Genomic DNA, 24,302 nt, shown 5'->3' with positions numbered 1-24,302 from the left:
CAGTTAAGCATTTTCCCATTTCTGCTTGAAGAACAGCTCGTAAACTTTGCTATAAACGATTTTCAAAATCATATACACCGGAATAATAAGTAGTATGCCTAAAATTCCTGCAATATCTCCGCCCATGAGCACCAAGATGATCGTCGTCATCGGATGAATATCAAGCTGCTTCCCGAAAACATAGGGCGATATAAGATTATCCTGAATTTGCTGCGCTACTGTAATAATGACAATAGACCAGATCGCGATTGACGGCGCTTCGATGAAGCCGATGATGACAATCGGGATGGAAGATAGGAATGATCCGATAAACGGAATAAAGTTCAAGATGACGGCAACTACGGTCAGCAGCATCGCATAAGGCAAATCAATAATTAGAAAACCTACATACATGAGAACTCCGAGTGCTACATTCACGATAACTCTGCCAACGATAAAGCTGCTGAGCATATGATCGATATCGTCCATGACCTCTTTACCGTGGATACGGAACCTTTTGGGTATAAAGCTTACAATTTGTTCACCAAACTTCCCGCCTTCCTTCAGCATATAGAACAGTAGAATCGGGAACGTTATGAGCACAATCGCGAAATTTGAGAAAAAAGAAAAGAGCCCGGTCAAATATTCTGTAAATACCGTAAAGCCTTTGTTCAAATACTCCGTAAGCTTAGATAACAGATTCGAATCCTGCGGCAAAAAGGACGATAAAAACCCATTATGCTCAAGCTCTGCAACTTGCTCGCTTAAAGTAGTAAACAAAGCGGGTGCATTTTCAACCAAATTATTGAGCTGCGTACGCAAGGAAGGCCATACCAAGATGCTGAAGCCAACCATCATAATGGCGAAAATCAAATAAATAAGTAAAATTGCGAGCGTACGATTAACCTTATGCCGCTCCATCACATTGACGAGCGGGCGCAGCAAGTAATAAAAAAAGCCTGCCAGCATAAGCGGAACGATAATCATACTGAATAAGGAAAGCACAGGTTTAAATATAAATGAAACGCGCGACCCCAAATAAATAATAATTAATACCAAAATAATCGTGAAACACCATCTAAAAAATCGATTATGTCTGGCCATGCCTGCACCTTCTTCTCTTTTTAACTGATCTTGTCATCTATAGGTTACATAACCTTTACCCTTCCTCTCATGAATTGAATCGTTTGGAGTACTGGTTTTTTCTCCCTGCTGCCCGCAATCACACTCGAATTTATTACAAAATAAAAAAAGCTGGGTCAACGGCAGTAATCCGCCGACCCAGCTTCTTGCTTTATTCTCAGTATTAAGAAAATTCACTTCATTACATCATGTTTAAGCCTGAAATTTCTTCAAAATAATTACGGCATTATGACCGCCGAAGCCGAAGGAATTGGACATCGCTATATTAATCTCAGCTTCGCGCGCAACGTTTGGCACATAATCAAGATCACAAATTGGATCTGGTTGTTCTTGATTGATCGTTGGCGGGATTATCCCCTCCTGCATGCTCTTCACGAGTGCGATAGCCTCTACTCCGCCAGCTGCACCAAGCATATGACCTGTCATCGATTTGTTTGCTGTCACCGGAATTTGATACGCGAGGTCACCAAACAGCTTCTTAATGGCTGCCGTTTCGGAACGGTCTCCGATTTCCGTACTGGTGGCATGTGCGCTTATTAAATCAATTTGATTAGGCTCCAAGCCAGCTTCCCGCAGCGCATGCTTCATTGCCTGATAAGCACCAATTCCCTCGGGATGAGTGGCGACCATATGATACGCATCTGAACTTGCGCCATAGCCGATAACCTCCGCATGAATGCGGGCTCCTCTTTGCTGCGCATGTGACAGTGATTCGAGTATGAGAATGCCTGCTCCTTCGGCCATAACAAAGCCGTCGCGTCCTGCATCAAAGGGTCTGCTTGCCGAAGCTGGCGCTTCGTTCCGCGTTGATACCGATGTTGCATTGCCGAAGCTCGCTAGCGAAATATCCGTCACTGCCGCTTCCGTTCCTCCTGCAATAACGACATCTGCGCTGCCTGATCGAATAAGCCGCCAAGCCTCACCAATTGCGGTATTACCAATCGAGCATGCGGTAACTGGCGCCATTGACGGCCCCTGCGTACCGAACCGAATACTGATCATCGCCGCTGCCATATTCGCAATCATCATCGGAACAAGCGTTGGACTAACACGATCTGGCCCTCGATCATGCAGCACTTCAGCTTGGTCAAGCAGCGTCTGTATGCCGCCGATGCCAGAGCCTACATAAACACCAACACGTTCCCGATCTGTCTCTTCAACCTTAAGTGCTGCATCCTCCAGCGCTTGTTCAGCAGCTGCTATCGCAAACTGGCTAAACCGATCCATCCGACGGGCTTCTTTTTTCCCAAATAAAGCTTCTCCATCAAAATCTCTTACGACACCTGCAATTTTCGATTTATGTTTGCTTACATCAAATGTATCAATCGTGGAAATACCAGATTGTCCATGCACCAATCCGTCCCAAAAACGCTCCACACTGTTCCCTAGCGGCGAGATGACACCCATCCCCGTAATGACGACACGTTCCATCTTATTTCCTCCTTCGCAAAATCCTTTATGGGTAGTAGTTTGTCATACTCTTTATCCTATTACAAGTTGTTGTTTATTATAGTATAATGAGTACTACTATAAAGAGAGTACGGAGATGGAAATCATGATTAATCGAGAGACGAGACTACAAGCATTATCATCCTTTCTAAAATCAAAGCGTGCCAAAATCATGCCGGAGGACGTTGGTTTCCCTATCGGAACACGGCGGAGAACACCTGGTTTACGACGTGAGGAGGTCGCTCAGCTTGCTGGCGTCAGCACAACTTGGTATACCTGGCTAGAACAAGGCAGAGATATTCAAGTATCGGCGTCTGTTCTGGATTGTGTTGCGGCGGCTCTGCAGTTAAATGACGATGAACGGGAATATTTGTACGCCCTCGCCCTCGGTTCCGGTTATAGCGCTCTGCCTATTAATGAGGAGCAGACCGAAATTACGCCCTCTTTAAAAAGAATTTTAAAGGAGCTCCGCTTCTGTCCAACCATAATATCCGATCGGCGCTGCCAAATCGTCGGTTGGAACGAGGCCGCCTCGCATGTGTTTATGGACTTTGACCAAATTCCAGCTGAACAGCGAAATATGATTGAGTTATTGTTCACAAGGAAAGAATTCCGCAGGCTAGCGGGAAATTGGGAGCATTTTGTAGGGGGATTTCTAGCTATCTTTCGCGCCTATTACGGTCAATATGTGCAGGATGATTGGTATGAGCGGTTTATTGATGAAATGAAGCGAAGCCATCCGGAGTTTCAATATCTTTGGGAGCAAAGCCAGGTCAGCTCTGCTCCAGATGTATTGCTGGAATTTCGACATGCACGAGTCGGAAAGATGTTGTTTCACCTGACCTCATTTCAAGTAAAGGGAAATACCGATCTACGATGCAGCGTCTATACGCCTGCACCTGAAACATCAACCGAAGCTAAGCTGCGCAGACTAATGGGCGGACAAGATTAGCGCTGGCTTGGAAATGAAATCGTTCGATTGCAAATTTTGTTTACAAGCGCATGATCATGACTAATGATAAGCAAGCCCATTTGGCGAGCTCGGACAATTTCAAGCATCTTATGCCATATTTGCGCCTGCGTAATTGCATCAAGCATGGTCGTCATTTCATCTGCGATGAGAAATTTGGTATCTGGTCCGAGAGCTCTCGCAATACAGCAGCGCTGGAGCTCTCCGCCTGACAGCTCATTTGGATAACGACGCAGCCACTGTTCCTTAATGCCTAACGCTTCAAGCAGCGCAGCATCCGGGGACCAACCTTCAGTCATTGTTTTTGCCAACCGCCATCTTGGATTAACCGCGCGCTCTGGATGCTGAAAAATCATTTGGACAGGATCAGAGCCTTTATTACTCTTACTCCGTCCATCAACCGACACTTCTCCTGCAATAGGGTTCAAATAACCAGCCAATAATCGGCCTAACGACGTTTTTCCGCTCCCGCTAGGTCCAATAAGGCCGACGACCTCTCCTGACTGTATCGAAATGCTAAAATCTTTAAACAACCAAGGACCGTCCGCATAACGCCAGCCGAGATTCCTTCCTTCAAGTCGCATGAACACACCTCACCATTCCACTTCGAAGGCTGCGAGCCGCCGGCCTGCTGTCAACACATCGTTCTGTAGCCAAGCTGCAGCGTTCAGCAAAGAGACAGCCTGAAATCGCAGAACTCCTTGCAGGCTGCGTCCCGGCCAGCGGTTCGAAACCATTTTGAGGAAGCGCACGCCACAAGGCGCGGCTGTAAGGATGCCTAAGCTGCTCACCATTTCCGTGAAAATCTTTGGCCGAAGCGACCTCAACAGCGGTTCCCGCATAAAATATAGCGACCTTATCGGCAATTCGAAGAGCCGCTTCAATATCATGTGTAATAAACAACACGGCACAGCCGCCTTCAGCGAGCTGCTTGAAGTGGCCGAGCGCCTCTGTAACATCATCCGGATGCATGCCTGGCGTAGGTTCATCTGCAATGATCAGCCTTGTTCTTTCCAGCGCTGCCGTAGAGACAAGCACCTTACGAGCCATGCCTCCTGAGAGCTGAAAGGGAAACAGCCTCTCCACATGTGTTCCAAGCTGAAGCCGCGCAAATAACCCTCTCCGTTCCTGAAGCTGCTCAGCGCCCTCTTCGCGCGTGCGCAGCTGCTTGCCTACTCGCATTAACGGATTAAGGAAGCTTACCGATTGCGGTACTAAGGCAATTTCCTTACCGCGGTAGCGCTTAAGCTTAGCTTCATTCAGCACTTCTCCGCCGTATGAGATGCTTCCGGTCATCACAACATTTTTAGGCAAAATGCCCATAATCGCATGAGCGAGCAGGCTTTTTCCCGATCCGCTCGCTCCAACGACGGCTACGATTTCACCTTCATTTATCGCGAAATCCAGCTCATCAATAATCGAAACCTGTTCCTGCGAGCTGCCTTTCACATAGTGCATAAAGGAAATGGATAGTTTATTCACCTCCAGCAGCGGCATATGGGCACCTCCCTCCATATTGATCAATATTGCCTTCCTTTAGCGTCATAGCTGAGCATTCCGCGGGTCAATGAGCAGCCGCAAATGGTTGCCTAGCTTATCAAACGCGCGTACAGTCAGCAGCAATCCGAGTCCCGGAAATAACGCAAGCCACCACATTCCCGTCGATAAGTAACGCATGGATTCAGAAAGGATAATTCCTATTGCGGGCTGATGCGGTGACATGCCAAGGCCAAGGAAGGTTATCGCCGCTTCATGCAGCACAGCATGTGGGAACAACAGCAGAAAACCAACCAACAACTGCGGAAATAAATGCGGTGATAAGTGCCTCGCAGCAACAGACAAACGTGATCTTCCGAGCTTCCTCGCAACTAGCACATATTCCGCTGACATGAGCTGCATCGCCTCCGCGCGAATCACTCGAGCAAGGCTTGGCCAATGCGTCAGCATGATGCCGATGGCTACCCCTTTAAGGCCGCCCCCGCAAACAAAAGCTATCAATATAAGCAATACGAGATGAGGTACGCTTAGAAAAACATCAATAAGCCAGGAAATAATGCGATCAGCTGTCTTCCCAAGCGTTGCCGCCATCAATCCCATCATCGCTGCAATAAATACACTGGAAATCGAACCGAGCAGCCCAACTTGAATGCTAAGTGCCAGTCCCTTTACGGTGCGGGAAAGCATATCCCTCCCCAGCCAATCGGTTCCGAACAAATGAGTTAGCGAGGGAGGCAAGTTCCGATTATTCAGCTGAACTGAAAGTCCCGATGAATCAAGAAGCCAGCTGCCTATGCCAATGCTTACAAGCAGAAGCGCTGCACCTATTGCCGATATAAGCATTCGTCGCCGTTCGTTTGAACGCTTCCGAGCAGCTGGTTTCTGTAAAATCGTAAGCTGATTCATCCTTGCGCCTCCTTCCCGTACCTCAGCCTTGGATCAACCATACGGTAAAAATAATCAGCTATCGCATTGCCAGTGAATACAAAGATCGTACTGCATAAGACAAGCCCCATAAGCAGCGGCACATCACCGCGAAGACCCGCTTCTACCGTCGCTTGACCGAGTCCCGGATAAGAAAACACCTGCTCTGCAAGAACAGCTCCACCGAACAATTCGCCAAATGAAGCAAACTGCAGCGTAATCGCAGGCAATGCAATGTTGCGAAGACCATGTCTAAGAAACAAACTCACACCATATTCACCTCGTGCTCTGGCAAACAAATAATAATCGCTTTCCATCACATCAATCAGCTTCTGGCGTGTATGGAGTGCAATCGGTGCGATGCCCACGACACTCAGAGTAATACCTGGCAAAATCATATGACGAATATAATCGGCAGCCGTTACGCTCCCTGCCAATACCCCAGCAGGAACACCAAGCCCTACTGGCAGCCAGCCGAGCCATACAGCAAATACCATCATAAGCAGCAGGCCGATCCAAAAGGCAGGCGTCGAAGCCAGCGTATAACAATAGCTTTTGATCAACCGATCCAACCATGAATCCTTCTTTATAGCTGCGGCCACGCCAGCGGCAAACCCAATAATGCCTGACAGCGTCCATGCGAATGCCATGAGCAGTACCGAGTGCAAGAAACGATCCGCAATCACCTTCGTTACAGCCTCTCTGTATATCATTGAGGTGCCCATATCTCCTTGCAGCAGAGCAGACGCCCATTTTATAAATCGTTCAGCGAATGGTCGATCAAGTCCCCAATAAGCAGCAATCTGCTCCCTTTGCTCTGCACCGACACGCATGACATCTGCTCCAATATACGATTGCACGGGATCAATCGGCGATAAAGCAACAAGCGCAAAAGTAATGATGCTGACCGATGCAAGCAGCGCAATTAATCGGATAAACTTTTTCCCTACAAAAACAATAACCCCCTGTAGCATGCTGACAACCTCTCCCGCCCGTTACTCTTCCCAGCGCCAGCTCTCAATATTGTCCGTTACAGGCCATCCGTGACCATGCGGCTGAATACGCTGCTTTCCGATATTAAGCTTGTCCTTCACGAGAAACAAATGATCAATATTTACGAGCCATGCCCATGGAGCATCGCCTTTTGCACTCAGTCCCGTTTGTCCATCCCATTGCGCTTTTTTCCAATAGGCCTGTGCTTCTTCCTCCGTACGTGCGTCCAATGCTTGTTCAAACAGCTGATCCACGGTCTGGTTGCTGTAATAACCAGTATTGTAATAGTCAACGCCACCAAATGTGCTGCTGTATAGATTGTACATTTCGAGCGGGTCATGACTTCCCCAGCCTAGCAGCATAGCATTCGAATGCATCAGCTTCTCAAGCTCGTCCCAGCTTTTACCTTCAACTAAAATGTGAATGCCGGCAGCTTTCACCATTTCCGCCGCAGCCAGCGCTAACGATTGCCGTGTAACGTCACCTGAAGGATACAGAAGTGTAAACTGTGCTTTTAACGTCCCTTTTTCGACGATACCATCACCATCGCTGTCCACCCAGCCTCCATCCGCTAATATTTTTGCGGCTGCAGCAGCATCATTATCCTTGATCTTCGTCTCGTCATTCCACCATGGAAGTCCATCATTCGCTGTATAGGCTGGTGAGCCATGTCCGTCCAAAATGCCATCGACCAGCTGCTGACGATCGATTACCGTATTGATAGCCAGGCGTATTGCTTTATCTGCGGTTACATCATTTCCAATGGGATAACCTTCTTCCGTTTTGCCGCCTGCTTTGACAAAGGGGAATGCTATTCCGCGGTTATCTACTGTTTTCACTGCTTCAATCCGCATGCCAGCAACCTTTTGTTTGCTAAACGTGGACGGTATATAAGCAAGATCAACGCTTCCAGCCTTTGCCGCCGCGAATGCGCCGTCTTCATTCAAAAATAAGAAAGTCAGCTTCTGAAAATACGGCTTGTCTCCGTAATAGTTTGCGTTTGCCTTTACGATTAGCTGCTGTCCGCGATCCCATTGTACGAATGTAAACGGACCTGAGCCGATCGGGTTTTCCGCATAACTGCTCGAATAAGCATGTTTAGGTACAATACCTGTCGTTATAAGATAATAAACAAATGTCGATTGCGGTTTCTTTAAATGAAACACAACTTCGTTATTTCCTGCTTCTACGTTTGCTAAATTAGTGAGATCAATCGCAGCTCCATTGCTGGCAGCTGTATCAAATGTAAACTTCACATCCTCTGAGGTTAACGGCTTTCCGTCGGAGAATACGACATCCTCCCGCAGCTTGACCGTCCACGACTTGCCATCCTCGCTTACGTGATAGTCAGCAGCCAAATCCTTCACAATATTCAAATCATCATCTCGTTTAAGCAGTGTACTTTGGAACAGTGGAGAGCCGTACCGTCCCCAGCCCTTAATCGGATCAAAACCGGTGTCCGGCTCTGATCCTACCGCAACAATTAGCTCATCTGTTTTGGCAGTAGTGTCTGCCGGCTTCACGCCGCTGCATCCTGTGATGATGAATACAACAATGATTGCATAAGTGATAGCTGAAACGATAGTTTTCAACCCAACCCCTCCTGTGGCGTTACATTAAGTAACACGATTATGTGATAGTGTAACACGACATTGATAGACTTTCATCCTTTTTCTTCAAAATTCGCTCAAAAAACGCCAGAAAAAAAAAGAGGACCTAACATCGACAGCGTCGACATGTTAGAAATCCTCTTATTTGTACAACCCTATTGATAGATTCAAATATAACAGCTTCCGATCTCAAGTATGAGTATGCTCTTTGGCAGAATCATGTTTATCCGCATAAGTAACGGAGAGCTCGGCATAAATGACGCCCTTCTGTGCTTGAATCTGCTGATGCAGCGACCGCAGGCGCGACAGCTGTCCTCTCACGACGATGACCTCCAAGCATTGATCATGGTTTAAGTGGACATGCATGTTGGAAATAATATCGTGATGAAAGCGATGCTGCACCTCCATCAGAACAACGGGTAAATCACTGACATGGTGATCATATACGAGAACAATTGTACCTGCAACATGCTCCTGACCGTTCATTCGGGTTGGCTCAAGCAAGGCTCGCCTAACCAAATCACGAATGGCTTCCGATCGATTATGATAGCCAAGTTCGTCTGTATATCGATCAAATTGATCAATCAGCGGTGCCGGAAAGGACACGCCAAACCGAACCAGCTCTTCCTTTTCAGCCATTTGCTCACCCTGCCTGCTTCAGATTCGACATCTAGTTGATCGGTTTATTCAAGATAGGATAATCAACAACGATTACGTTATCAAGCAGCCCGTCCAGCAAACCTACAAAATGCTGATGTGCAGGATGTGGACCGTAGTCGAGCAAAGACTGCTGATCTTTAAAGGTAACTCGCAAGCCCAGTGTGTAACCTTGAATATTATCCGTTTCTGTCGTTGCATTACAGCCTGCAGTCAATTCAATGATGCCTGGAACTTCTGTTTGCAAGGAATAAAGAGCGCTCAGCAGCTCTTGTTCTTTGGTGCTAGAAAGCTTCTCTTTAAACTTAAATGATACGAGATGCTCGTACATATTCGAATAACTCCTTTCTTTTGTAAAATACGACGTTCACCCTATCATATCATGGACTTCTATTCTATTGTTATCTCGAATGTATTCACTGCCTTATGCTTACCTCGGCCATCGCTCATTAGCCGGGGGCAGCTGAGGAAATAGGGCATGCGGCTCCATCTGATACCAATAGGCTACGGATGAAATGTCGTCGGAGCGTTCGAACAGCTTCGTATGGTCGTGACCGATTTGCTGAATCGTCACACGCAGATCATTTTCAAATCGAATCGGATCGGGCAGATGCCAGCGGTACATGCCGTGCATGGGTACATTATGACCATACCAAGGGTCGATCTCCGTCGTTTCCTTGTAAAACTTATAGCCCAAATACGCCGTGGAATACGATTCGGGTTCGTTTGTCCGCGTATTGCTGAAACACCATGCGCCTCCCACATAATCCTCCGTGCCCGTTCCACAAATCGTAGGCCAATCTTGATCGCCATCCATATAAAATTTGATCTCGCCTTCTCCCCACCAGTTCCGCTCGAGTGCGGCCCATGCAAGGTATGTCCCGATATATTGTCCTGCACCTTTGACATTATCCAGAATCGTATAGTCTTTGCCTATTTCCGTCACTTTCTCACGGCGCCACTGCGCGTGAAAATACGCTGCATTCTCGGGCAGCTCATCAACGAGCGAGTAATTAAACGTATAGAAAAAACCATCTATGTTAGCGGCATGCTGATTTACAATCGTGATTTTCGCCGATTTCCGGAACGGCATTGGAATATAACAGTTCATGCCGCCCGTCGGAACGACAGCAATTGGAAGGGAATGAACGTTGGTTCGCACACCGAAGCCATTGCAGAAAAAATCACCGAGCGGAACGTCCACCGATGGGCTCGTCTCATCATCCCAGTACATGCGCAGAATAAGATCACGAAGCACGTATTGTGCCGCATGCCCTCTGCCTGTTTTGTCCGCGACAGTAATCCAGAAATGTTGAATTACTCCCGTCCCTTGAATATGGGCAAGCGTCACTTCTTCACCTTGACCCAGTGTTATGGCAGGCCTGCCTTTTCTTCCAATGCCCAAGTTGCTCGCTTCTTTACCGCCTTGCCCCTTCTCACCATTCACATTTTCTGCTGAAATGGATCGGGTACGCGCATTCGTGACGAGCGGAGCGGAGGATAAACCAAATCCTAGTCCGTGCTGCTGCAGCATAGTCCATCACCTCATGTATCAATTATTGTTTATTATCGAGCCTATTATATAATGATAGATATGATTATCCCTTACCTTTTATTGTTAAGTTGTTTATCATAAATTGCTGAGGTGATCGATATGCAGGTCGATAAACTGTCCCCTTATATTCGGGTGGCTATGGACAGTATGCTGGAGCCTACGTGGAAGATGGATGAGCGTGTTATTTGGGATTATGAACTGCTATACCTCATGGAGGGTCAAATGCTCGTAACCGTGGAGGATGTTGACTATCACGGAAAGGCTGGAGACTGCTTCTTCTTTAAGCCCGGGCAAAGACACGCTATTCAAAATATTGGCGGAACGAGAGTGCGCCAGCCCCATGTTCATTTTGATCTGTATGTTCAGCCTGACAGCCAAGATGTTGGCGTTTCCTTTAAACCGATCCATCAGATGAATACGAAGGAGAAGGGCTGGTTTCGTGATCATGAGCTATCCGAATCACCGTTTCTTATGCCTACTCATTTTCGCCTTGGAGACCCATTTCCTTTGGAACAATCGCTCTTCGAATTGATTCGCGAATTCGAAACGAAACCTCCCTTTTATGAGATCCGTATCAAAGGCTGTTTGCTGGCGATTCTGTCCCTCATCATGAGAGAGCAATATTGGGGCAGCAAAACGAAAAGTGATGGACAGCTGGGGCTGCTTACGGATATTCGTTCATACATCGAGCATAATGTGCACCGCTGCATCAAGCTGGATGAGCTGTCTGAGCGATTCCATATAAGCAAATTCCATTTGATTCATTTGTTCAAAAACATGTTTCAGAAAACACCGATTCAATATCATCAGCAGATCCGTATAGAAAAAGCTAAAATGATGATTCAGTTTACTTATTTGCCGGTGCAGGATATCGCTGAGCAGCTCGGCTATTCGAACATTCATGCTTTCAGCCGTGCATTCAAAGGGAGTGAAGGCTGCAGTCCTTCCAAGTACCGGCAGGAAAAATAAATAGAGGCTGCCCCTGAAGTAGAATGATCTACATTGGGGACAGCCTCACTTCATTTTACATAATCTTGTTCATAAACATAACTTATACGCGGTGAATATTGAATTCAAACGCCAGCTCTTGATTTGCTGGAATGAGATATTCGTCATGGACTGGCGCACCCCAGCTGTCGTCACCGCCAACACCCATTTGTCTGCCGGCTACAGTAACTACCGTATAATGCACGTTCGGCAGCTCGTAATGATGGCTGGCACTTTCAAGCTCAAATGCTGTATAAGGCGAAATATTGCATTCTACCGGCTGCGCTGCAGGCGCTGTAATTCGAATGCCGCGACCATAATCATTCGTAATATTTACACGGCGAACGCCCGTGCGATTACCTGATTCTTGCGGCACGACATAGCCGGATACATTGTCTGCGGCATTGTTGCTGAACTCACAAAGCTTTGCGCCAAATGCCCGGTCAATGTAGTTCTCTTCCGGCCCCATGGCATACCAATCCAAATGGCTATAATCTGCGGGAACCTTGAATGATAATGCGAATATTGGCAGCTTCGGCAGCCCTTCCGCTCCTTTGTAGCGGGATTTGACGTTCAAGCTGCCGTCTGCGAACACGGTATACGCTATGGTGACAAGCACTTCCGAACTAATGCTCAACTTGTACTGGAAGGTAACGGTTGCACTTCCAGACTGCTCGGTAAGTTCAACTTGAGTACATTTACGTGTCAGGCTTGCCGCAAACCATACACCGGAATCGAAGCCAAGCGAGAAGCCTTTATCGTTATCCGTTGTTGCACGCCAGAATAAAGGCGCCGGCGGGATAGCAATCATCTCTCTTCCCGCATAATTGACCGATGTGAGCGTGCCTGCTTGCTTAGAGAACATGATGCTGAAGTCGCGACCATGCATGCCAATGTTAACATCACCTTCGACAACTCGAAGCGAACCTTCCGGATGCACGGCTTCCACACGATTTTCCACTACAAACACAAATTGTCCGAAGGAAATCTCATAGCCCGCTTGTGCCCATAATTGATCTTCTTTCAATGTGAGCGCAGCATGCAGTACATATTCCCCTTGCTCCGCTGCCTCAGGAAGCTCAAGCTTCACATATGATTCGCTTTGTGCAGCCACATCTACGGATAATGTACTGCGGAATATTTCTTTTCCTTCAAGATGGAGGCAAACAACTAAATCATATGCATCCGTACCCTCGAACAAATTCTCATTCTTAATCGTCACGCCATGGCGATCAGGAATAAGCTTCAAGTTCTGATAAAGAAATTTTACTTCCTGCATCTTCGGTGATTCCTTGCGATCCGCATAAACAATACCATTCGTACAGAAGTTATAATCCGTCGCGCGATCATCGAAGTCTCCGCCGTAAGCAAGAAACTCTTTACCATAGCGGTCCTTCTTCACGATGACCTGGTCAATATAGTCCCAAATGAAGCCGCCTTGATACATCGGATACTTTTGTTCAAGCTCCGTGTATTTATGCATGCCGCCTACTGAGTTGCCCATGGCATGCATATATTCACAGCTAATATATGGCTTTTGCGGGTCATCGTTCAAATACTCTTCGATATCAGCGGGCTTAGCATACATCCGGCTCTCCATGTCGCTTGTGTCGTTATATTTGCGGTTATGGAATACACCTTCATAATGAACTAAACGGCTAGGGTCCGTCTCGCGGAAATAATTCGATACGTTCAAGAGCACCTCGCCTGCATAAGCTTCATTGCCCACTGACCAAATCAGAATAGATGGATGGTTCTTATCGCGTTCAACCATGGAAATCGCACGATCCATCACGATAGGCTGCCATTCCGGCTTGTTTTCCGGGATGTTCCACGAAGGCTCAACTGCGCCCATTTTCTGCCATGAGCCATGCGTCTCCAAATTCATCTCATCGATGACATATACGCCATAAATATCACATAGCTCATACCATAACGATTGGTTCGGATAATGAGAGGTCCTCACCGCATTCAGATTGTTGCGCTTGAGCGTTGCAATATCCCAAAGCATATCATCCTTCGAAATCGCTCTTCCTTTGCGGCTATTGAATTCATGGCGGTTAACGCCCTTAAATACGATACGCTTGCCATTTAGATGCATGATTTTATTGATCATTTCAAATTTGCGGAAGCCAACCCTTTGAGGAATCGCTTCAATGAGATGACCTGCTTGATCATAAGCCGTAATATAAAGCATATACAAATAAGGCTTTTCTGCACTCCAAGGGATCACTACACCTGCATCCAATGAAAGGGATAAGGATGGACCTTCGACCGAATCAGAGGAAACCGTCACAACAGTTAAACCGTCTGCATCCTTTAGTTCCATCCTTATTCTCGATGGCTGCTGTCCTTCGAGTTTCATATCTGCTTGAATACTGCCATTAGTATAGTCATCATTTAAATCTGCATGAACAAATAGATCACGGACGTGGATACTTGGAACGGAATACAAATAAACATCACGGAAAATGCCTGAGAAACGCCAGAAGTCCTGATCTTCCAGCCAGCTGCCCGTACTGCGCTGATAAACTTCAACCGCAAGCTTGTTTTCGCCATCCACCAAATAAGGCGATAAATCAAACTCCGCTGGCGTAAAGCTGTCCTCGCTGTATCCAACAAATTCACCGTTCAACCATACATAAAACGCTGACTCCACACCTTGAAACGAAATGTAGACTGGTTTTTGCTGCATATTAGCTGGTACCTTAAAATATTTAACATAGCTGCCGACAGGGTTATGATCCTCCGGAATAGCTGGTGGACGAATATCATGATGACCGTCCCAGGGATACATCGTGTTTACATATTGCGGCTTGCCGTAACCCTGCATTTGGATATGTCCCGGCACGTTAATATCTCCCCAGCTATCGCAAACATAATCCAATTGGTAGAATCGCTCTGGACGATCCTCCGGTTTCACGGCATAGCTGAATTTCCAGCTTCCGTTTAGATCATAGCGAAGTGCCATTTGGTCATCAGCGGCTGCTTCCTCTATTGATTCGTAATAGCGATGATCAGAATGTGCTGGCAGCCGGTTCACAGCAAATACGCTTAAATCGGTAAGCCAATTTATCGTCGGTTTCATTTCATTCATTTTATTTTCCCCTTAAATGGATTTAAAAGTCAGGCGGGCTGCGGTGAAACAAGCAGCCCGCCTGACTCTGATTATGCTTATTTTACTGAACCCGTCATCCCTGCTACGAAATGCTTCTGCATTAGGAAAAACACTAGCGCAGTTGGAATCGTGGATATAACGATCGCTGTCATAATAATGCCGTAATCCGGTGAATAGCTCGATCCTAGATTGGATATGAGCATCGGAATTGTTTTCTTCTCCGGCGATTGCAATACAATGAGCGGCCATAAGTAGTTGTTCCAGCTCGACATGAACGTAATAATTCCTGCCGCTGCATAGGTCGTTTTCATTGTAGGCATGAAGATACGGAAGAAAAGACTGATTTCGTTAAGCCCATCAATTCGGCCCGCCTCCAGCAGCTCCCGCGGAAACATCTTCGTGTTCTGACGGAAGAAGAAAATAAGAAATGCTGTGGTAAAGGTCGGAAGGACTACACCAGACAACGTGTCTATGCCGAGAAAGGGAACAGCTTGCGATATGCCTGCAAACATTTGATACAACGGTACCATGATAGCCGCAAAAGGTATCATCATGGATAACAGCAGGATGTTAAATACAACATCCTTTGCTTTGCTCTTATAAATCTCAAAGCCATAACCAGCGAGTGAGGCAATAACCATGGCCAATATGGTTGTTGTGACCGATATTTTTGCCGAGTTCAACAATGCTGGAACAATATCTACCGTCTCAAATAACTGACTTAAATTTTCAAACAGCTGGCTGCCGGGAAGCAATCTTCCCTTCGTTACGTCAGCCGACTTATTCGTAGCGCTGATAATCATCCAAAGAAATGGAAAGATGGACACGAACGCAGCGACACTTAGAAAAATATAAACAAAAATGCGTTTTAATTTATCCATTTTTATCACCTGCCGCTTTAAACTGTACAAATGCCAATATGATGATCATGATGACGATGGAATACGACACGGTTGCAGCATAGCCGAAATCGGACGAATACTTGAATGACAAATTGTAAATATATTGCGAAATGGACATCGACGCATTACCTGGTCCACCCTTCGTAATATTGACAACTTCATCAAACAGCTGCAAGGTTCCGATCGTTGAAGTAATGGATGTAAACAATATGATCGGTTTAAGCAATGGCACCGTAATGCCAAAAAACTGTCTCGTAGAGGAGGCGCCATCAATTTTTGCTGCCTCATAAATCGAGTGATCAATATTTTGAAGCGCGGACAAGTAGAAAATCATATTATAGCCAGTCCAGCGCCATGTGATTGCAATGATAACTGTTATTTTTGCCCAGAAAGGGTCCGTGATCCATTGAATCGGTGTCGAGACCAAATGGAGATTAGTCAGCATTTTATTGACCAATCCGTCTGTAGCAAACAAGTATTTAAAAATAACGGAATAAGCAACGAGTGAGGTAACGGCCGGTAAAAATATTGCCGTACGGAAAAAACCTTTAAATTTCAGCTTGCTGTCATTTAGTAATACAGAAATAAACATAGCCAAAACAATCATAACGGGTACTTGAATAATCAAATAAATAAATGTGTTTTTAACGGCAGTCAAAAACGTTTTATCGCTGAATAGCCGAACGTAGTTATCAAATCCTGTAAATGATAGATTCATACCTTTACCGGATTTAAACGATAAAATGAGCGCTTGAATCATCGGATAGAAATAGAACGCCGCAATCATAATGACGGCTAGTATAACGAACATCCATCCAGTTAAGTTGGCTCTCGTGCGAATACTCACGCCAGGCCTCGCTGCTTTCACGTTAGCCTAACCCCTTTCTTTACGGAAAAAATAAAACCTTTAGACTCCTCCAGCTCCTGCTGCCGGAAGCCGAACATGCGAATCAGGAGTAGGAGAAGCCCCAGGTTTTATTCACTTGCCGTATGCTCTGATTTATTTAACTTGCGTTTCTGCTTGTGCTTGAGCATCGCTTAACACTTTATCGATTGTTTTGCCGCCTAAGAAATTTTGCATTTCTACAACGAGAATATCTTCAATCGCGTACGTGTGCATGCCGTAGTTCACTTTTGGAATTTTTTCTGTCCATTTAGCGAAATCTTCAATGACCTTTTGTCCGCCGAAAAATTCATCCGATTGCTTGTACGCATCGCCAGCAGCTGCTGCTTTAAGTGTACCGATTGCGCCAATCTCTGTTACAAGCTTCTGATAAAGATCTACATCCGAACCAAATGTTTGTTTCAAGAATTCTGCCGCTGCTTCTTTGCCGTCAACGTTCATGACATACCATGAGCTGCCGCCAAGGTTAGAAGCATTTACGGAATTCGGGTTGTTCGTTAGTTTAGGGAATGGCACGACTGCCCATTTGCCGGACTGTGATGCTTCAGCCTTAACGGAAGCTGTAATCCAGTTGCCGGTAGGGATCGTTGCTACATCACCGCTATTGAATCCACCAACAAATTGGCTCCAGTCAGAAATAACCTTCACGATGTCAGCGTTCATAATTTCTTTGTATGTTTCAAAAGCTTCTTTAAGCGCTTCGTTGCCTGCTAAGTTAGGTGTAGTACCGTCTTCCTTCAAATACCATGAGCCAGCAGATTGGATCATCATGCGAATGAGTCCAAGGTCATTCGGATCTTGTGTAAGAAGTGCTTTGCCTGTTTTGGCTTTCACAGCTTTACCGATCTCGATAAACTTCTTCCAGTCAATATCTTGAAGGTCAGCTAGCTTATAGCCTGCTTCTTCTAAGTAGTCTTTTCTTACGTACAAGCCTGCAGCGCCCGTATCAAATGGTACGCCGTATTGCTTGCCATCTAGGCTAGTTGGCCCGATTTTGTAATCGGCAAAATCGCCTGGCTTAATGAAATCTGTTAATTCGAAAAATGCTTCTGGGTAAGCTTGCAAGAAGCTTTGTGCACGGTAATCTTCAATCAACACGATTGTTGGCAAGCTTTTTGTTGTACCTGCGTTTAAACCAGCATTCAATTTTTGAATAATATCCGCTTGCGCATTTTCAACGATGTTAACTTTTAGAGTGGAATCCGGATTTTTTGCTTTGTAGGCTTCGCTTGCGCGCTCCATAGCACCGATGTTAAAAGCTTTATCCCACGCCCATACTGTAATTTCCTTCGTCCCCTCAGCAGGTGTACCGCCATTGTTAGGAACATTGTTTTCTTTACTAGAACATGCGGTCAGCAGTACGAAGCTGGCCAACATAATTGCAAGTAGTTTTTTCAATTCATTCAACCCCTTGGATACTTATTTGAAAGCGTTTGCCGGCTAACGATTTTAATTATATCAACTCGATAAATTGACCCGTTAGCAATATATTTGTGTGCTTTTGTCATTCTATTGTTACCTTTCCAATCGTTATTATGTAATTGTGATTTATTTTGTTTATTGGTATTTTTTTTAGGAGGATTTGAGCGGAATCCTAATTTTCACCCGTGTTCCCTCACCGATATCACTCACAATTTCAACGCCAAATTCCTCACCATAGAGCAAAACGATCCGATCTTGAACGTTTCGAATGCCAATTCCAGAGAAAAAATGGCTGCCGCTGCTCGAGCTGTTGTCCTGATTTTCATGGTCATAATCCTTCATGCCAACCCCATTGTCGACGACTTCAATCACTAATGCATTTTCCTCGCGCGAGAAAAGCACATAAATATGTCCGTCATTTCGCTCTTGGAAGGCGTGAAAAAAGGCATTTTCAATAAATGGCTGGATGATGAGCTTCGGTAAATGATACCCATAACAATCATTCGAAACAAAATAATTGACGACAATTTGCTCGCCGTAACGAACATGGTTAATGAAAACGTAGTGTTTTAAATTGACGAGCTCTTGCGCTACGCTGATTGTTTCGCTGATGTTGCTTACTGTATTTTGCAATAATGAAATAAGTGAATTGATCGTGGCTGCTGCTTTTTCCTTGTTGCCCTGCTGCACTAATATTTTGACGGATGCTAATGTGTTATAAAGAAAATGAGGATTAATTTGCATTTGCAGTGCTGAAAGCTCTGCATTGCGCTGATCCTTCTGCGTCTGAATCAGCTGCTTAATATAATCATTTAGTTCATCCAACATATAGTTGTAAGCATTTCCGAGCTGCTTAATCTCATAGCTGCCTGTGACGTTAATATAATTATCGAAGTGATTGGCCGTAATACGCGACATTTGTCTAGCGAGCATCGTCAACGATTTCGTCAATCTTCTTGATATAAGAAATACGATAATAAGTGCACTGAAAACAATGGCAATGCAAATAAGCGCGACAGTCTTAAAATCAACCATCTCGCTGAGCACTGCTTGCTTGTCGATTAAATTAACGAGATAAAAATCATAAACGGGCAGATATTGAGAGAGCACCAAGTTGCTTTTCCCCATTACGCTTACATCTTTAAAATCTAATTTTTGCTCGTCAATTTCTTTGGCGTAACCGAGCAGAGCATCTTCTTGTTTTCCTATAAGCTCATGACGATTGCTCGAAACGACCAAACCAGATCGATCCAAAATAACGACATCATTGCCTCTGCTTGTGAAGCTTGAATAAAACCGTTTAAATTCACTTTCCTTTATTGCAAAATAAACAATGCCGTATTTTTTCGCGCTCGTCTTTTCCATAAGTGCCCTGGATGCAACGATAATCGGATCTTCTGCTGACGTATCAACCATGTTCTCAATATCCAACTGATAGATTAACCGCTTTGGCGCGACTAGCGTATTCTCGGTTAAGCGGCTATTTCTTAGCTTCTCCAAGGAACTCGGCCAATAATAGCTGTCTGTCGAATGGTTTTTACCATTAATCCCTGTGATCGTAATGGTGACGGGGTATGCAGCGACATTGGACTGAATCCGTTTCATTTGCATGCTGGCCTCATAATAACTGCTAACCGACGAAATAGCGTTTTTATCCGGCTTTGTGAGGAAACCTTTTATCGAACCATTTTGCAGCACATTATTGGAGGCGGTGACGATCGAATAGTTGAAGGATTCAAAGTTCGCTTTAATTTGACTGATGATTTTGGAATTTGTAATGCTGAAGGTATTCATGAACAGCTTCTCTGACATTTGTATCATGACGGTAGAGGTAAGCAGCGACACGGCAATGATGCTGACAAGCGTAACCGTAAACATTTTTATAAATAGGCCGTGATATTTAAATTTGTCCAAAAAAACTCTCATAACCTAATCCCTCTTCTTGCCCATGTATTGTTTTCTATAATGACTAGGCGACAGACCTGTCAGCTTCTTAAATACTTTCGTGAAATAACTGTGATCTGAGTAACCAACCATGCCGCTAATCTCAGAAATGGACGCTGCGTCTTGCTGCAGCAGCTCAGCCGCTTTCTCCACTCTGATTTTATTCAAATATTCACTAAAGCCTTCTTTATTATGCGCTGTGAAATAACTAGACAAATACGATGGATTAAAATGAAAATGTTTGGCAATCTCCGTCAGACTAAGCGGCTCAGCATAGTTCTCCCGAATAAATTGCAGCAGCAGCGTCATATTCGGGTTGCTGCTTGCTGTTCCTCTCACCTGAACCACGTCATTCACTTCGTTAATAAATGCTTGTAAGAGCGCAGCTGCCTCGTTAAGATGAGAAGATTCACCAATGGATTTGAAATAGGCATACTTCGTTTCATCTAGCTTTTTCATCGCTGGGTCTAAGCGCCCCAATAAAATCGTTATATTGAAAATGACATTGCCTAAAAAGGATTTAAACTCGAAAACATCGGTTTTATATTGGCTTGAACGGCTATTCACATAATTGAGCAGCTCGCCAAACGCTTCATCGAATTGCCGTCTGTTCAAATGCTCAGTAAATTGATTCATGTTGAAGACATCAATTTCATCCGAGGTTTTTGGAAGTTCGCCATGTACGATCAAACGATTGGAGGGCGGAAGAAAGTAACGGTAGGAGTTTAATTTCAGAAAACTGTTCTTGTAGTTCGAACCAAGCTGCCTCAAATCATCAAATGTCTCACCGATCGTCCATCCAATCTCATTCAGCCGCTCTCCCGACCAAGCAGCAAGCTCCCTGCCTGCTCTTACCAAGCTATGCTGCTCGCTTTGATCCATATTGACGAGTAGAGCTGCCATATTAGGTTCTACCGGCAGTGCAAAATAAACCGCCTGCGGACATTCGCTGCTGAGTACCGCTTTCATTTTGTCGAGCCAATAGGAATCATCATATCTTTCCCTGCTCATGCTGTTCAGAGACTTCAAATCTGCCCCAATCAGCCGATAGCTGTTATGAGGAAATGCTTCTGCAAGGACGTGGTCATCCACATCGATCTCGTAACCGGATATTAGCTTCTCTACAATATGTTTAATGGATAAAGCCTCGTTAGTTGATTCCACTAGCTTCAGAGACGGAATTTTTTGCGCCGTTCGTTTCACCGTGTCTAATAGCTGAATAGCTTCAAGCTTAGGTTTTAAAATATAGTCAACTACGCCGCTTTGAAAGGTCGATCTCACATAATCAAACTCACCATAACTGCTCAATATGATGACTTCAATCTCTGGATATCTTGCCTTTATTGCACGAGTTAACTCTTCTCCGCCCATAACTGGCATAACGATATCAGTGATCACAATATGAGGCTCGACGCGCTCGATCAGCTCAAGCGCCTCTTTTCCATTTGATGCCTCTCCTACAATCTGGAAGCCCTCCTGCTCCCAATTTAACAGATGCTTAATTCCCTGCCTGACTAATAGTTCGTCATCTACAATAACAACACGACATGAAATTTCCATTCGTAAACCTCCGCCATCCCCGTCATTTTTTTCTATCAAATAAGAAGGCAATCATTCATAATAGCTGCGAATAACAATATCTTGGTCATAATTCCCGAAACCTTTTCCATAAAGGGTGAGACCGCCGCGGCCATGCGACGTATCATCCGCCCTTATGCGGAATGTCCACTGCGAACGATTCCATGATACATCATCAATCGTCATATCAGAAATTTGCTGACCATCGATAAAGGAACCTTTTTTATTTATTCGAAGCACCTTTAATAAGCCATACTGATTAACGTCAGAATGCCACCAATCTGGTGAATAACGGCCTCTCATCCGGCCGAAGTCGCCAGGACTCGTCCACATGCCAAGCTTTTGCTCATTCAGAGTAAATTGAATATCTGACGGCCAATTCTCATTGACATAGGGTGCCTCTGATCCAATTTCAAATGATATTTCAATTTCCTGTACGACCTGATCCTTAAATAAATAATTAGGAATTTTGTATTCAACAAAACCTCTAGTGAACCATAAAATCCCTGCTTGAACACGCTCAGGATCCATAAAATAAGTGGGCATGTCATAATGCCCGATCATCTTCTCCGTCGATGCAATGCCGCAGGTCGGAGCAGCTTCAATATCCGTATAATGTCCAACCGGCATGGACACTTCCTTATATTTTCTAGAACTCTCTGCATATTTAGACAGTTTAACTTGGAGATACTCCGTCGACAAGGAGCAATATTTATAAGTGCCTCCATTTATTCTGCGCATTCTATAACTAACTAGGCCGGCATTTTGCAGCTTGTTGACATGGGTGCTTACAATTGCGCTGCTCAAATACAGCTCTGCAGCAAGCTCCTTTATATGCATCTCTTTGTTGTTCAGCAAATCAATAATTTGCAAGCGCACTTCACTCGCAAGCGCTTCGTATACACGCAGCGACGCTGCATCGGTTGATAAATACATGTGAAACTCACCCGCTTTTACAATTAGTAATTTAGTTAATCCTAAAGCAATTCACAACAATCGTATTGAATGTATTTATTTATTATGATAAATATTAGATATTAAATCAACAAATATGAATTAGTTAATACATTAATTCAACTAGGAGGAAAATTATTCATGTCTATGAAATCTACCATGCATATTGATAAAAACTTCACACTTTCCGCAGTCGACCCACGGCTCTATGGATCATTCATTGAGCACTTAGGCAGAGCGGTATATGGGGGAATTTACGAGCCCGGCCATCCTACCGCAGATGAAAACGGCTTCCGCGGCGATGCATTGGAGGCCATTCGCTCTTTGAATGTGCCAATTATACGTTATCCAGGAGGAAATTTTGTATCCGGCTATAATTGGGAGGATGGCGTCGGGCCTAAATCCGAGCGCAAACGTCTTCTTGATCTTGCATGGTGGACAACAGAAACGAATGAAGTAGGAACAAACGAATTTGCAGATTGGGCGAAGCTTGTCGGCTCAGAAGTGATGATGGCTGTAAATCTTGGAACACGCGGCATTGATGCGGCTAGAAACCTTGTTGAATATTGTAACCATCCATCAGGGTCTTACTACAGCGATCTTCGCATTTCACATGGCTATAAAGAGCCTCATAAATTTAAAACATGGTGCTTAGGGAATGAGATGGACGGACCTTGGCAAATCGGGGCAAAAACTGCTGTGGAATATGGAAGACTTGCGAATGAAACGGCCAAAGCAATGCGCTGGGTCGATCCATCCATCGAGCTTGTTGCTTGTGGCAGCTCATCCAGCGGCATGAGCACTTTCGCGGAGTGGGAAGCAACCGTGCTTGACCTTACCTATGATCAAGTGGACTTCCTATCGCTTCATACGTATTACAACAATAACGAAAACGATTCCTCCAACTTCTTGGCAAAATCGCTTGATATGGATCAGTTCATTTACAGCGTAACAGCCATTTGCGATTATATGAAGGCAAAGAAACGGAGCAAGAAAAAGCTGATGCTCTCGCTTGATGAGTGGAATGTATGGAACTCGATCGGCTCAAGCCGAGCAGAAGAGCTTTGGAAAGTAGCTCCACCTGAATTCGAGGATGTGTATACACTTGAGGATGCACTGGCTGTAGGCTGTTTCCTGATTACGCTGCTCAAACACGCGGACCGCGTAAAAATGGCATGTATCGCTCAACTGATTAATGTCATCGCCCCAATAATGACAGAGACCGGCGGGCCATTATGGCTGCAAACGACCTATTATCCTTATCTTCACGCTTCCATTTATGGAAGAGGAACCGTGCTTCATCCGATTATTTCATCACCGAAATACGATTCCAAGGATTTCACTGACGTTCCTTATTTAGAAGCAATCAGCGTTTTCAATGAGGAGCTAGGCGAAATTACTATTTTCGCCGTCAATCGTCATTTATCCGAAGGACTTGAGCTTGATGTAGATGTGCGCAGCTTCGGCGGTGTAAGCATTATCGAGCATATCGTTCTGGAGCATGATGACCTGAAAGCAAGTAATACGAAAACGAACCCAAGCAACGTCGTACCTCATAACCGCGGCACTGCCAAAGCTGATAATGGAAACGTTAAAGCGTTGCTCGGCAAAGCATCTTGGAACGTGATCAGACTTCAAACTAACAGAGGTTAATTCTGCCTCTCAGAATGATAGAAAGCATACTAAAAAACCGCCGAAGCTATAGCTTCAGCGGTT

Annotated in this window: 20 protein-coding genes; 3 read left to right on the top strand and 17 right to left on the bottom strand. The window is 45.1% G+C overall.

Annotated elements, in window-relative coordinates; all coding sequences use genetic code 11:
• Positions 1-3 precede the first annotated feature (3 nt).
• Positions 4-1,083 carry an AI-2E family transporter gene (locus AC1DM9_RS10805; protein ID WP_339208517.1) on the bottom strand — a complete coding sequence of 360 codons (1,080 nt, stop codon included), beginning with the start codon at positions 1,081-1,083 and terminating at the stop codon, positions 4-6.
• Between the two features lie 231 nt (positions 1,084-1,314).
• Positions 1,315-2,553 (bottom strand): beta-ketoacyl-ACP synthase II, encoded by a 1,239-nt coding sequence (gene fabF, locus AC1DM9_RS10800; RefSeq protein ID WP_477511224.1) that lies wholly within the window; start codon positions 2,551-2,553, stop codon positions 1,315-1,317.
• Positions 2,554-2,680: 127 nt separating this feature from the next.
• On the opposite strand from fabF, the gene AC1DM9_RS10795 reads away from it, so the two are divergent.
• On the top strand, positions 2,681-3,523 hold the full coding sequence (locus tag AC1DM9_RS10795) for a helix-turn-helix transcriptional regulator (protein WP_339209573.1): 843 nt from the start codon (positions 2,681-2,683) through the stop codon (positions 3,521-3,523).
• Here AC1DM9_RS10795 and AC1DM9_RS10790 read toward each other — a convergent pair.
• The 8 genes from AC1DM9_RS10790 to AC1DM9_RS10755 all read right to left on the bottom strand — a co-directional run bounded on the left by AC1DM9_RS10790 (position 3,520) and on the right by AC1DM9_RS10755 (position 10,756).
• Entirely contained in the window at positions 3,520-4,125 is a 606-nt protein-coding gene (locus tag AC1DM9_RS10790; RefSeq protein ID WP_477511225.1) for an ABC transporter ATP-binding protein, read from the bottom strand. The two genes, AC1DM9_RS10795 and AC1DM9_RS10790, sit on opposite strands and share 4 nt — an antisense overlap.
• A complete protein-coding gene (locus AC1DM9_RS10785; protein ID WP_477579933.1) occupies positions 4,115-5,038 on the bottom strand; it encodes an oligopeptide/dipeptide ABC transporter ATP-binding protein in 924 nt (307 codons plus the stop codon). The genes AC1DM9_RS10790 and AC1DM9_RS10785 overlap by 11 nt, the downstream gene beginning before the upstream one ends.
• Before the next feature lie 45 nt (positions 5,039-5,083).
• A complete protein-coding gene (locus AC1DM9_RS10780) occupies positions 5,084-5,944 on the bottom strand; it encodes an ABC transporter permease (RefSeq protein WP_441882091.1) in 861 nt (286 codons plus the stop codon).
• On the bottom strand, positions 5,941-6,936 hold the full coding sequence (locus AC1DM9_RS10775) for an ABC transporter permease (protein WP_441882088.1): 996 nt from the start codon (positions 6,934-6,936) through the stop codon (positions 5,941-5,943). Before AC1DM9_RS10775 ends, AC1DM9_RS10780 begins: the two co-directional genes overlap by 4 nt.
• Before the next feature lie 21 nt (positions 6,937-6,957).
• On the bottom strand, positions 6,958-8,499 hold the full coding sequence (locus AC1DM9_RS10770) for an ABC transporter substrate-binding protein (protein WP_477580149.1): 1,542 nt from the start codon (positions 8,497-8,499) through the stop codon (positions 6,958-6,960).
• A gap of 255 nt (positions 8,500-8,754) precedes the next feature.
• Positions 8,755-9,204: a nickel-responsive transcriptional regulator NikR gene (nikR, locus tag AC1DM9_RS10765; RefSeq protein WP_339208511.1), complete on the bottom strand. Its 450-nt coding sequence runs from the start codon at positions 9,202-9,204 to the stop codon at positions 8,755-8,757.
• Positions 9,205-9,235: 31 nt separating this feature from the next.
• Positions 9,236-9,553, bottom strand: coding sequence for a Dabb family protein (locus tag AC1DM9_RS10760; protein WP_083682390.1), 318 nt, complete (start codon positions 9,551-9,553; stop codon positions 9,236-9,238).
• A 99-nt stretch (positions 9,554-9,652) separates the two neighbouring features.
• Positions 9,653-10,756 (bottom strand): glycoside hydrolase family 172 protein, encoded by a 1,104-nt coding sequence (locus AC1DM9_RS10755; protein WP_477579930.1) that lies wholly within the window; start codon positions 10,754-10,756, stop codon positions 9,653-9,655.
• Positions 10,757-10,876: 120 nt separating this feature from the next.
• Between AC1DM9_RS10755 and AC1DM9_RS10750 the strand changes: the two genes are divergently transcribed.
• Entirely contained in the window at positions 10,877-11,746 is an 870-nt protein-coding gene (locus tag AC1DM9_RS10750; protein WP_477579928.1) for a helix-turn-helix transcriptional regulator, read from the top strand.
• 82 nt (positions 11,747-11,828) lie between these two features.
• Here AC1DM9_RS10750 and lacZ read toward each other — a convergent pair whose 3' ends face one another.
• From lacZ to AC1DM9_RS10715, 7 genes are all read right to left on the bottom strand, one after another.
• The gene (gene lacZ / locus AC1DM9_RS10745; protein ID WP_477579926.1) at positions 11,829-14,861 is read right to left on the bottom strand and encodes a beta-galactosidase, LacZ type; all 3,033 of its coding nucleotides are present in this window, start codon (positions 14,859-14,861) and stop codon (positions 11,829-11,831) included.
• A 77-nt stretch (positions 14,862-14,938) separates the two neighbouring features.
• Positions 14,939-15,763, bottom strand: coding sequence for a carbohydrate ABC transporter permease (locus AC1DM9_RS10740; protein ID WP_076270107.1), 825 nt, complete (start codon positions 15,761-15,763; stop codon positions 14,939-14,941).
• The gene (locus AC1DM9_RS10735) at positions 15,756-16,595 is read right to left on the bottom strand and encodes a carbohydrate ABC transporter permease (RefSeq protein WP_372239025.1); all 840 of its coding nucleotides are present in this window, start codon (positions 16,593-16,595) and stop codon (positions 15,756-15,758) included. The genes AC1DM9_RS10740 and AC1DM9_RS10735 overlap by 8 nt, the downstream gene beginning before the upstream one ends.
• A 189-nt stretch (positions 16,596-16,784) precedes the next feature.
• Entirely contained in the window at positions 16,785-18,086 is a 1,302-nt protein-coding gene (locus AC1DM9_RS10730; protein WP_441882073.1) for an ABC transporter substrate-binding protein, read from the bottom strand.
• A gap of 174 nt (positions 18,087-18,260) precedes the next feature.
• A complete protein-coding gene (locus tag AC1DM9_RS10725) occupies positions 18,261-20,036 on the bottom strand; it encodes a sensor histidine kinase (RefSeq protein ID WP_477512631.1) in 1,776 nt (591 codons plus the stop codon).
• Between the two features lie 3 nt (positions 20,037-20,039).
• Positions 20,040-21,614, bottom strand: coding sequence for a response regulator transcription factor (locus AC1DM9_RS10720; protein ID WP_477512630.1), 1,575 nt, complete (start codon positions 21,612-21,614; stop codon positions 20,040-20,042).
• 51 nt (positions 21,615-21,665) lie between these two features.
• Positions 21,666-22,568, bottom strand: a complete 903-nt coding sequence (locus tag AC1DM9_RS10715; RefSeq protein WP_477579923.1) for an ArsR/SmtB family transcription factor — start codon at positions 22,566-22,568, stop codon at positions 21,666-21,668.
• Positions 22,569-22,727: 159 nt separating this feature from the next.
• Between AC1DM9_RS10715 and arfA the strand changes: the two genes are divergently transcribed.
• Positions 22,728-24,239: an arabinosylfuranosidase ArfA gene (arfA, locus tag AC1DM9_RS10710; RefSeq protein ID WP_477579921.1), complete on the top strand. Its 1,512-nt coding sequence runs from the start codon at positions 22,728-22,730 to the stop codon at positions 24,237-24,239.
• The last annotated feature ends 63 nt before the right edge of the window (positions 24,240-24,302 follow it).

The organism is Paenibacillus sp. 01T431 (assembly GCF_056398625.1).
The sequence above is the reverse complement of the archived record's forward strand: the minus strand, read 5'-3'. Positions and strand labels throughout refer to the sequence as shown.

Coding starts and splice junctions, on each gene's coding strand:
- AC1DM9_RS10805 (WP_339208517.1), bottom strand. CDS start 1,083: ATGGCCAGACATAATCGATTTTTTAGATGGTGTTTCACGATTATTTTG.
- fabF (WP_477511224.1), bottom strand. CDS start 2,553: ATGGAACGTGTCGTCATTACGGGGATGGGTGTCATCTCGCCGCTAGGG.
- AC1DM9_RS10790 (WP_477511225.1), bottom strand. CDS start 4,125: ATGCGACTTGAAGGAAGGAATCTCGGCTGGCGTTATGCGGACGGTCCT.
- AC1DM9_RS10785 (WP_477579933.1), bottom strand. CDS start 5,038: ATGCCGCTGCTGGAGGTGAATAAACTATCCATTTCCTTTATGCACTAT.
- AC1DM9_RS10780 (WP_441882091.1), bottom strand. CDS start 5,944: ATGAATCAGCTTACGATTTTACAGAAACCAGCTGCTCGGAAGCGTTCA.
- AC1DM9_RS10775 (WP_441882088.1), bottom strand. CDS start 6,936: ATGCTACAGGGGGTTATTGTTTTTGTAGGGAAAAAGTTTATCCGATTA.
- nikR (WP_339208511.1), bottom strand. CDS start 9,204: ATGGCTGAAAAGGAAGAGCTGGTTCGGTTTGGCGTGTCCTTTCCGGCA.
- AC1DM9_RS10760 (WP_083682390.1), bottom strand. CDS start 9,553: ATGTACGAGCATCTCGTATCATTTAAGTTTAAAGAGAAGCTTTCTAGC.
- AC1DM9_RS10755 (WP_477579930.1), bottom strand. CDS start 10,756: ATGCTGCAGCAGCACGGACTAGGATTTGGTTTATCCTCCGCTCCGCTC.
- AC1DM9_RS10750 (WP_477579928.1), top strand. CDS start 10,877: ATGCAGGTCGATAAACTGTCCCCTTATATTCGGGTGGCTATGGACAGT.
- lacZ (WP_477579926.1), bottom strand. CDS start 14,861: ATGAATGAAATGAAACCGACGATAAATTGGCTTACCGATTTAAGCGTA.
- AC1DM9_RS10740 (WP_076270107.1), bottom strand. CDS start 15,763: ATGGATAAATTAAAACGCATTTTTGTTTATATTTTTCTAAGTGTCGCT.
- AC1DM9_RS10735 (WP_372239025.1), bottom strand. CDS start 16,595: ATGTTCGTTATACTAGCCGTCATTATGATTGCGGCGTTCTATTTCTAT.
- AC1DM9_RS10725 (WP_477512631.1), bottom strand. CDS start 20,036: ATGAGAGTTTTTTTGGACAAATTTAAATATCACGGCCTATTTATAAAA.
- AC1DM9_RS10720 (WP_477512630.1), bottom strand. CDS start 21,614: ATGGAAATTTCATGTCGTGTTGTTATTGTAGATGACGAACTATTAGTC.
- AC1DM9_RS10715 (WP_477579923.1), bottom strand. CDS start 22,568: ATGTATTTATCAACCGATGCAGCGTCGCTGCGTGTATACGAAGCGCTT.
- arfA (WP_477579921.1), top strand. CDS start 22,728: ATGTCTATGAAATCTACCATGCATATTGATAAAAACTTCACACTTTCC.